Source organism: Kribbia dieselivorans NBRC 106261 (assembly GCF_001552435.1).
GTDB classification, from domain to species: Bacteria; Actinomycetota; Actinomycetes; order Actinomycetales; family Dermatophilaceae; genus Kribbia; species Kribbia dieselivorans.
Genome location: NZ_BCRE01000071.1, coordinates 35,509 through 42,675 on the forward strand (window position 1 = coordinate 35,509; position 7,167 = coordinate 42,675).

Sequence of the window (7,167 nt, forward strand, 5' to 3'; positions counted from 1 at the left end):
TGTTCTAGTATTTCGTCATCGATCAACAGCGAGCTCAACGAGGAGCGGTATGGACCACACGGACGTGGGCACGACTTCGGCCCTACGGAGCGCCGAGAACATCTACTTCTTTGACCACCCCCACGCGGAGGCGGGCATGGCAGGCAGTGGACTCGAGCAGGTCCTCGGCGGCAAGGGCGCCGGCCTCGCCGAGATGACCCGGGCCCTGAACCTGCCCGTCCCGCCCGGATTCACCGTGGCCCTGCCGATCTGCCGCGCCTACCGCAGCAACGGGTGGCCGGCGGATCTGGACACCGCGCTGAAGGCAGCCATGATCGAGTTGGAAACCCGGATGGGCCGCCGCTTTGGTGACGCGAACGACCCGCTGCTGGTCTCGGTGCGCTCCGGCGCCCCGGTCTCCATGCCGGGGATGCTCGACACCGTGCTGAACCTCGGCCTCAATGACGAGACCGTCCTCGGGTTGGCGAAGTCCTCCGGCGACGACCACTTTGCGTGGGACACGTACCGCCGATTCCTCGAGATGTACTCGTCGATCGTGCTGGACGTACCGGGTGAGGCCTTCCCCGGTTTCGACAGTGGCGACGACGAGGTCGCCAGCCCGGCGGGAGTCGAGCGTCTCAAGGCGCACATCGAGCAGGTGTGTGGACGACCCGTTCCACAGGACCCCCACGAGCAACTCCGCCAGGCCGTCGAAGCGGTCTTCCGCTCCTGGGACTGTGACCGGGCTCGGGCCTACCGGAGCGCCGAGGGGCTGGATGAGGAGATGGGAACGGCCGTCAACATCCAGGCGATGGTCTTCGGGAACCGCGGTGAGTTGTCCGGCACGGGGGTCGTCTTCACCCGCGATCCCTCGACGGGCCAGCGCCAGTTGTACGGTGACTATCTGCCCCGGGCGCAGGGTGAGGACGTCGTGGCCGGATCCGCCAAGACGATGCCCATCGGCCACCTCGCGGAACACTGTCCGCAGGCGCATCGTGACCTCATCCAGTCCCTGCGCCGGCTTGAACTCCACTTCCGCGACATGTGCGACGTCGAGTTCACCGTGGAGGACGGCCAACTCTGGTTGTTGCAGACCCGTGTCGGTAAGCGCGGCGCCGTCGCGGCCGTTCGGTGCGCCGTCAGCATGGTCAGTGAGGCGGGCATCGCGTTGACACCCGCGGAGGCCGTTGGACGGGTGTCGGCGGAGGTCCGCCACCGTGCCCGTCAGGAGATTCTGGCGAGCGCCGATGTCGGGGACAGCGAGCACCCGATCCTCGACGTCGGGCTGGGTGCCTCACCGGGGCGGGTGTCCGGCCGCGTGGTGCTGACCGCCGACGACGCCGCCGACGCGGACGACGATGTCATCCTCGTCCGGGCGGAGACATCTCCGCAGGACGTGCCGGGCATGGCCGCCGCCGTCGGGGTGCTGACAACCCGGGGCGGACTGGTCAGCCACGCCGCCGTGGTGGCCCGCGGCTGGGGCATTCCCGCCGTGGTCGGTGCCCACAACCTCGCGATGGTGCCCGGTGGCTTCCGCAACGCTGCGGGTACCGTCGTGCAGGCGGGTGAGCGGATCACCATCGACGGCGGCACCGGGCGTGTCTGGCTGGGCGACCTGCCGATGACAAAGTCCACCGAGGACCCCCGTCGATTGCTCGAGCACCTGCTCCCCGAACTGGCCCTCCTCGAGGACTGGGCCGAGAACCACCCCACCCCTGGAACGGAGTCGTGATGAAGATCCACCTTGACCGCGCGAAGTGCACCGCCCTCGGCGTGTGCGAGTCGATGGCCCCGGAGTGGTTCGAGGTCAACGAGGACGGCGACCTCGACGTCCTCGTGGACGAGGTCGACGAGGGCCAGCGCGAGCGGCTCGAGGAGATCGTGCGGGCCTGCCCCACGGCGGCCCTGAGCCTGGGGGACTGACCCGCCCATGTCCGCCCCCTTTGAGTTCGTCGTGGTGGGTGCCTCCCTGGCCGGCCTCAACGCGGCGCGAGCCGCGCTGCAGCACCCGTCCGCCCCTCGGGTCACCGTGATCGGCGCCGAGGAGCACCTGCCCTACGACCGGCCGCCGCTGTCCAAGGCGGTCCTCAAGTCCGATGAGCACGAGCGTCCGGCGCTCTTCGGCTCGGCCGAGTTGGCCGAGCACGAGGGCTGCACCGTGATCCTGGGGGCGACCGCCACCGGGGTGGACACCGCGGGGCACGTGGTCCGGCTCGGCGAGCGGGAGGTCCGGTATGACGTCTTGGTCATCGCCACCGGCGCCACGCCGCGGACCCTGCCCCTCGAGACTCCGCCTGGGGTACACACGCTGCGCACGTGGGACGACGCGGTGGCCATTCGGTCGCAGATGCGCGCCGGTGGTCGCATGGTCGTCATCGGAGCCGGGTTCATCGGCTCCGAGGTGGCCGCCTCGGCCAAGGAGCGCGGCATGGACGTCGTCATCGTCGAAGCTCTCGAGGTGCCGCTGGCCCGCGCAGTCGGTGAGACCGCCGGAGCCGCGTTGGGGTCGATCCATGGCCGACACGGTGTCGACCTGCGGCTCGGCTCCGGAGTCATCGGCTTCGAGGGCGAGGACCGGGTCACCGGCGTCACGCTCAGCGATGGCAGCACCGTCCCCGCGGACCTCGTCGTGGTCGGGATCGGCGCCCTTCCCCAGACCAGCTGGCTGGACGGTGGTGGGATCGAGATCGACAACGGGATCGTGTGTGACTCGCACCTGCGTACCAGCGCGCCCGACGTGTTCGCCGCCGGCGACGTCGCCCGGTGGGACAACCCGCTCTTCGCGCGTCACATGCGAATCGAGCACTGGACCAGCGCCCAGGAGCAAGGAAGCCACGCGGCGCAAAACGCCTTGGATCCGGGCGCGGCCACCGCGTACTCACACGTGCCCTACTTCTGGTCGGACTGGTACGACTCGCGGATCCAGTTCGTCGGGGTGCCCTCGGGTACTCCGGAGATCGTGGACGGTTCGTGGGACGCGGAGGCGTTCACCGCGATCTACCGCGAGGGGGACCGCGTGGTCGGCGCGCTCACCCTCAACCGTCGCGCCGACATCATGAAGTATCGCGTCCTCATCGCCGCGTCGAAGACGGTGGAGGACGCCCGGGCACTGGCCCGAGACCGGGCCGAGGCTCGCGCTCTCAAGGCGGCCCGAGCCTGACTCCGCTCCGCCTGACCCCACCCGGTTCGAGGTATTACACGTCGCTTTCCCGGCGCGTAATACCTCGAACCGGAGGAGGTCAGTCGAGAATCTCCCGCAACAACGTCGTCACCCGCGCCTGGAGGTCATCACGGATCTCCCGCACGACCTCGATCGACTGACCACTCGGATCGCGGACATCCCAGTCCTCGTATCGCTTCCCGGGAAACACCGGGCACGCGTCCCCGCAGCCCATCGTCACGATGACATCGGCGGCCCGCACCGCCGTGTCGGTCAGCGGCTTCGGGTACGCCACCTCGAGGGCGATCCCGCGCTCGCGCAGCGCCTCGACCACGACCGGATTGATCTCCCCGGTGGGCGCGGACCCGGCCGAGCGCACGTGCACCCGCCGCGCCGACAGGTGCTCCGCCAGCGCGGCCGCCATCTGCGAACGTCCGGCGTTGTGTACGCACACGAAGAGCAACTCGGGCACCTTCTTCGCGACCTTGCCCTCCGCCTGGGCCGTGGCCATGAGTTGCTCGCGCGCCTGACGCGCCACCAACACCGGCAGGAACGTCTGGATCGTCGAACGCGGCGCAAGCACCTCCCACGCGTCACGCACGGCGAGTTCGATCATCGGAGTCTCGAACACCCCGTCGAACGCGTAGCTCAGGTCCGCCACGACCTGCTGGCAGACGGCGTCTCGGTCGAGTTGATGGTCGGTGTTCAGCATGACGACTCCTCAGTGGTGGGCGGCGGTGATCACACGGGGTGGTCGGTCAGGACGCCGGTCAACGACCGCAGCCCCTCCGGCCCGGACGGTTCGCGGGCGAGCAACGGCAGGATCGCCGTTCGGGGCGCCAACTCGCGCACCTGAGCGAGATACGGGGCTTCGGTCCGCGCCCGCGCACTCAACAGCGGATCGGTCGTGTGAGCCGCCGTCAGCGACTGATTCACGACCCAGGCCCACGGCGTGATCCCGGCGCGCCCGAGGTCGGTCTGCAGATCGGCCGCCTCCTGCACCGGGGTCGCCTCGGGCAGCGTGACGATGATGACCTTGGTCAACTCCGGGTCCTGCAACCGCATCAGCGGAGTCACCGTGCTCCGCTCCTCACCCAACGTGCGCATGATGTCGCGGTGATACGACCCGGTGGCATCCATGAGCAGCAGCGTGTGCCCCGTCGGCGCGGTGTCGATGACGACGAACTGCCGACGCGCCTGACCGACGAGGTGCGAGAACTCACCGAACACGGCGACCTCCTCGGTGCACGGCGAACGCAGATCCTCGGCCAGCGACGCCCGCCCGGCCTCGTCGAGGCGTCTGCCCTTGGTCGCGAGCACGCGGTCCCGATAGGCCTGCGTGGCCGCCACCGGATCGATGCGCGACACCGTCAGGTGGTCACTCGCGGCCTCGCCGAGCACTTGATCGAGATGAGCGGCCGGATCCGTGGTCGAGAGGTGCACGACCTTGCCGCGCTCCGCCAACCCGAGCGCCAGCGCGGCCGCGGCCGAACTCTTGCCCACGCCACCCTTGCCCATGCACATGATGAGGCCGTGATCGGCGGAGGCGAGTTCGGCCACGAGCGTCTCGAGGCCGTCGGGGGCGTCGTCGGCCGGGCTGGCAAACCCCGACCCAACCGGCTCCGCAACCGCCGCCGCCACCGACTCCGGCGACGCACCGAGCAACTGCCGCACCGCGGCGACCTCGACCACGGCGGTGCCACGCAGCGGGATCCGCGTGCACGCCAAACCCGCGAGCGACGCCGGCAGATCACGCAGCGCCTCCTGCTCACGGGCATACACGGCCAACGCGAGTTCGTCGCCGCCGGTCGGCTGTGGCAGCACGGCATTGATGACGAGGTGCTGTTCGGCCATCCCGACGCGCGCCAACTCCTGCGCGGTGCGCGCGGCCTCGGCCAGGGCCGACCGCTGGGCCCGCGCGACCAACACCAGCCGCGTCAACGACGGATCCGCCAATCGCGCCAAGGCGGTGGCGTACGTCGCGCGGGTCCGGTCCAGCCCGGCCATCGGCCCCAGGCACGAGGCGTCGCCCTTGCCGGCGTCGAGATAGGCCGTCCATTCGCCTGGCAACTGCAGCAGCCGGATCGTGTGACCGGTCGGCGCGGTGTCGAAGATGACGTGCGCGTACGGGGCGATGACCCCGTCGTCGGCCAGCAGTTCGGTGAACTCGTTGAACGAGGCCACCTCGGTCGTGCACGAACCGGAGAGCTGTTCGGTGATCGACGCGATCTCGGCGGCGGGCAGCAGGTCGCGCACCGGGTCGATGATCTTCGCGCGAAAATCCTCCGCGGCCCCGTGCGGGTCGATCTCGATCGCGTCGAGCCCGGGCACCGCGGCGATGGGGGTGATCCGGTTGCCGATGGGCTGGTCGAGCACCTGCGCGACGTTGGAGGCCGGATCGGTCGAGACGAGCAGCACCCGCGCTCCGGTGTCGGCCAGGCGCACCGCGGTGGCACACGCCAGCGACGTCTTGCCGACCCCGCCCTTGCCGGTGAAGAAGTAGAACCGCGGGGGAGCGTCGAGGAAGGTGACGTGCTCAGACATCCTCAGCAGCACCCCGATCCGCCATCGCTTGACGGAGTGCAGCACGCGGAGGTGGTGGGGACGGCCTCGCTTCTCCCGGCCAGGCGCAGGAGCTCGGTGCGGTCCGGGTAGCGACCCGCCGCGACGGTCACGCCGTCGACGAGCACGAGCGGCAGCCCACCCGACCCGGCCACGCGGAGGAAACCGGTGACGGCGGGTTGCGCGGTGAACGAGCCGGGGTCGTTGGCGAGGTTGTGTCGCGCGATGTTGACGCCCAGGTCACGCAGGTGCGCGAGGTCGGCGGTGAAGGTGACGAGATTCTCGTCGAGGTCGGGGCCGCAGACCCCGGTGTTGCAGCACAGTGCGGGCTCGAAGACGCGGATGATCGGCCCGTCGGCCTCTGCCGGCATCGACGACTGACCGCTGACATCGGTCACGGAGAGCTCGATCATCGCGCTGCTCCCGCCAGTTCGCCGTAGAGGGCCTCGACGCGGGTGGCGATGTCGTCACGCACCAGCCGCATCCGCTCCATCCCCTCGATGCCGCGCTCCGACGGTTCGTCGGTCTCCCACGTCTCGATCGCGGCGCGCATCCCCGGCACCGGGTCGACCGTGGCCTCGGAGCCGAGCACGATCACCCGGTCGACGCGGGCCAGAACCTCGGGGTCGATCGGCTTCGGGTGTTCCCGGCCCATCGACGCTCCGACCTCGACCACCGACTCCTCGGACTGGGCGTTGAGTGCCGATCCGGGTTTCGTGCCGGCCGAGTGGACCTCGACGGTGTCACCGGCGCGCTGCCGCATCAGGGCTGCCGCCATTTGGGACTTGCCGCCGTTCTTGACGCACACGAACAGCACTGCGGGTCGCGCATTCTCGGACACCGGTTCTCCTGACATATCGAGAGTGATCTATGAGTCAGTCAACCGGCATACATGGATGATTGTCAATGCGTCTGGTGAGTTGGCGCCGCCACACACCCGCCCCTCCCCTGGTTCGAGGTGTTACGCGGCGGATTCCCGCCGCGTAACACCTCGAACCGCGGGAGGGGCGGGGCGCATGCTGGACCGGTGAACTGGCGACAAGCGAGACCCACACGACGGATCGGCGCGTCCGCGAGCGGCATGGAGTACACCGCGATCGGCGACGGACCCCGAGCGCTCCTGACGATCCCCGGCGGACCCGGCAGCGACGTGCCGACCGGCCTGCAGGCTCGGCTGAGCGAGCGGCAGTACGCCGGCTACCTCGATGCCGGCTACACGGTGTGGACCGCGACGCGCCCCCGCCACATGCCACCCGGGCACACCGTGATCGACATGGCCGCCGACTACGCCCGCTTCGCGCGCGAGGAGATCGGCGGCCCCGTCGACGTGCTGGGGGAGTCCTACGGCGGGATCATCGCCATCCACCTCGCCGCCGGGCACCCGGACGTCCTCCGGCGCGTCGTCGTCGCCGGCGCGGCCGCCACGGTCAGCGCGTGGGGCAGCGAGGTCGACGCGCGGTGGGCGC

At 70.0% G+C, this 7,167-nt stretch carries 8 protein-coding genes; 4 read left to right on the forward strand and 4 right to left on the reverse strand.

The genetic code is table 11. The features are described from left to right. The first annotated feature begins 49 nt into the window (after positions 1 to 49). Genes KD1_RS07125 through KD1_RS07135 form a run of 3 tightly spaced genes read left to right on the forward strand, consistent with a single transcriptional unit; the run spans position 50 to position 3,139 of the window. The gene (locus KD1_RS07125; RefSeq protein ID WP_068399633.1) at positions 50 to 1,711 is read left to right on the forward strand and encodes a pyruvate, phosphate dikinase; all 1,662 of its coding nucleotides are present in this window, start codon (positions 50 to 52) and stop codon (positions 1,709 to 1,711) included. Continuing rightward, positions 1,711 to 1,902, forward strand: coding sequence for a ferredoxin (locus KD1_RS07130; RefSeq protein ID WP_068399636.1), 192 nt, complete (start codon positions 1,711 to 1,713; stop codon positions 1,900 to 1,902). Before KD1_RS07125 ends, KD1_RS07130 begins: the two co-directional genes overlap by 1 nt. A gap of 7 nt (positions 1,903 to 1,909) precedes the next feature. Then, positions 1,910 to 3,139: an NAD(P)/FAD-dependent oxidoreductase gene (locus tag KD1_RS07135; RefSeq protein WP_068399639.1), complete on the forward strand. Its 1,230-nt coding sequence runs from the start codon at positions 1,910 to 1,912 to the stop codon at positions 3,137 to 3,139. Positions 3,140 to 3,218: 79 nt separating this feature from the next. On the opposite strand, the gene KD1_RS07140 is transcribed toward KD1_RS07135, so the two are convergent. The 4 genes from KD1_RS07140 to KD1_RS07155 are packed head-to-tail and all read right to left on the reverse strand — an operon-like array spanning position 3,219 to position 6,557. Then, positions 3,219 to 3,851 carry an arsenate-mycothiol transferase ArsC gene (locus KD1_RS07140; protein ID WP_068399642.1) on the reverse strand — a complete coding sequence of 211 codons (633 nt, stop codon included), beginning with the start codon at positions 3,849 to 3,851 and terminating at the stop codon, positions 3,219 to 3,221. A 29-nt stretch (positions 3,852 to 3,880) separates the two neighbouring features. Continuing rightward, positions 3,881 to 5,683: an arsenical pump-driving ATPase gene (arsA, locus tag KD1_RS07145; RefSeq protein ID WP_068399645.1), complete on the reverse strand. Its 1,803-nt coding sequence runs from the start codon at positions 5,681 to 5,683 to the stop codon at positions 3,881 to 3,883. A gap of 2 nt (positions 5,684 to 5,685) precedes the next feature. After that, positions 5,686 to 6,114 carry an arsenite efflux transporter metallochaperone ArsD gene (gene arsD / locus KD1_RS07150; RefSeq protein WP_217995822.1) on the reverse strand — a complete coding sequence of 143 codons (429 nt, stop codon included), beginning with the start codon at positions 6,112 to 6,114 and terminating at the stop codon, positions 5,686 to 5,688. Next, positions 6,111 to 6,557, reverse strand: a complete 447-nt coding sequence (locus tag KD1_RS07155) for an arsenate-mycothiol transferase ArsC (protein ID WP_068399648.1) — start codon at positions 6,555 to 6,557, stop codon at positions 6,111 to 6,113. The genes arsD and KD1_RS07155 overlap by 4 nt, the downstream gene beginning before the upstream one ends. Before the next feature lie 225 nt (positions 6,558 to 6,782). Here KD1_RS07155 and KD1_RS07160 point away from each other — a divergent pair. After that, positions 6,783 to 7,167: alpha/beta fold hydrolase (locus KD1_RS07160; RefSeq protein WP_157073226.1), on the forward strand; the 385-nt coding region annotated here is incomplete at its 3' end.

Bases quoted from the DNA above. Each gene is read 5' to 3' on its own strand.
- KD1_RS07125 (WP_068399633.1), top strand. From the start codon at position 50: ATGGACCACACGGACGTGGGCACGACTTCGGCCCTACGGAGCGCCGAG.
- KD1_RS07130 (WP_068399636.1), top strand. From the start codon at position 1,711: ATGAAGATCCACCTTGACCGCGCGAAGTGCACCGCCCTCGGCGTGTGC.
- KD1_RS07135 (WP_068399639.1), top strand. From the start codon at position 1,910: ATGTCCGCCCCCTTTGAGTTCGTCGTGGTGGGTGCCTCCCTGGCCGGC.
- KD1_RS07140 (WP_068399642.1), bottom strand. From the start codon at position 3,851: ATGCTGAACACCGACCATCAACTCGACCGAGACGCCGTCTGCCAGCAG.
- arsA (WP_068399645.1), bottom strand. From the start codon at position 5,683: ATGTCTGAGCACGTCACCTTCCTCGACGCTCCCCCGCGGTTCTACTTC.
- arsD (WP_217995822.1), bottom strand. From the start codon at position 6,114: ATGATCGAGCTCTCCGTGACCGATGTCAGCGGTCAGTCGTCGATGCCG.
- KD1_RS07155 (WP_068399648.1), bottom strand. From the start codon at position 6,557: ATGTCAGGAGAACCGGTGTCCGAGAATGCGCGACCCGCAGTGCTGTTC.